The organism is Moorena sp. SIO4E2, assembly GCF_010671945.1.
Classification (GTDB): Bacteria; Cyanobacteriota; Cyanobacteriia; order Cyanobacteriales; family Coleofasciculaceae; genus Moorena; species Moorena producens.
In genome coordinates this window covers 1-1434 of the sequence record NZ_JAAHIE010001205.1, presented here as the reverse complement: position 1 = coordinate 1434, position 1434 = coordinate 1, and the positions used below count along the sequence as shown (strand labels likewise).

Genomic DNA, 1434 nt, shown 5'->3' with positions numbered 1-1434 from the left:
ATGAGAGAGTATGCTGGACTATTCATGACCTAGAATTGCTACCAGAAAATGAAGGAACACGCTACGAAATCATTGATGGAGAATTATTTGTGACTAGAGCGCCTCATACTAAACATCAGCAAACCTGTGGCAAAATTTTTCGACAGCTAGATGCTTGGTCTGAAGCCAGTGGTTTAGGAGAAGCTATTCCTAGTCCCGGTGTCCTGTTTTCTGAATCAGATCATGTTATTCCCGATGTCGTTTGGGTTACTCAAGAAACCTATACATTAACCTTAGATAAATCTGGACATCTAACTGGTGCCCCAGAATTAGCTGTCGAAGTTTTATCTGCTAGTCAACAAGACCAAAGACGAGACCGAGAAGCTAAACTAAAACTTTACTCTTCACGAGGCGTAAAAGAATATTGGATTGCTGATTGGAGGTCTCGCAATCTCCAAGTCTATCGCCGGGAAAACAGTCAGATCAAATTAGTAGCAACCCTGTTCAGCCAAGATACCCTAACCTCTCCCCTTTTACCTGGTTTTAGTTGTACTGTGGCTCAGTTTTTTCCTAAATAAAAGGGAATCGGGAATCGGGAGTCGGGAATCGGGAGTCGGGAAAAAAAATTATGTAAGGATATGCGCTACGCGCACGCTACTTGAGGTGCTATCAGCTGTCAGCCGTCAGCTTAAAATATAGCGTTTATCGCAGTTATGAGGTACGCTTCTCAACCTCAAAGTCCCCCGAGCGAGGGATTGCTCGCTCGGGGGATTTAGGGGGATCAATTTGTACTTTATGGGATATATAATTGCTATAAATCTATTTTATTCAAAAGCTGAAAGCTGATAGCTGAAAGCTGAAAGCTGAAAGCTGATAGCTGATAGCTGAAAGCTGAAAGCTGAAAGCTGAAAGCTGAAAGCTGAAAGCTGATAGCTTGCGACCGCATTTCTTTACATTACCCCTCAAACAAAAATCTAAAAACCCTTGACAACTTAAAATATAATCATTACGATTATAAATGTACACCAAAAGCAAAAGGTGACCCTTATGCCTTCACAATTTCCAACAAATTCAGAAAACAATCCAGACGATTATTCCAACAAAAAAATCCGTGTTCAGCACATTTTAAAAGGCTCCCGCAAAGCAATAACTAATACCATGCATACCCTCTATGCACTGGGCTACACCGAAATTGCCGAGTGGAGTCCTCTGCAGCCGACGGATGTTCCGGGAGAATTCATAACAATTACCACCAAGTACTTCAGGCTCCGTTAACACGTTAAATTGCTGGGGGGTTTTCCCCCTGGCCAAACCATCCGGTCGAGTCCCGTAAGATCACTCACGTCTGGATAAGTTGGAAAACTGAATGACATAAGGTAAATTCCTAGCCGTGGATAGTATTTCTGCGGCTATTTTTTTTTGAGGTTAGCAGGTTATCAGGTTGAAGGTTGTTCG

General features: G+C 42.5%; 2 protein-coding genes. Both read left to right on the top strand.

Annotated elements, in window-relative coordinates:
* The coding region (locus tag F6K37_RS42225) for a Uma2 family endonuclease (RefSeq protein WP_287257198.1) at positions 1–557 on the top strand (557 nt) is incomplete at its 5' end.
* 469 nt (positions 558–1026) lie between these two features.
* Positions 1027–1254, top strand: a complete 228-nt coding sequence (locus F6K37_RS42220) for a hypothetical protein (RefSeq protein ID WP_287257197.1) — start codon at positions 1027–1029, stop codon at positions 1252–1254.
* Positions 1255–1434: the final 180 nt, after the last annotated feature.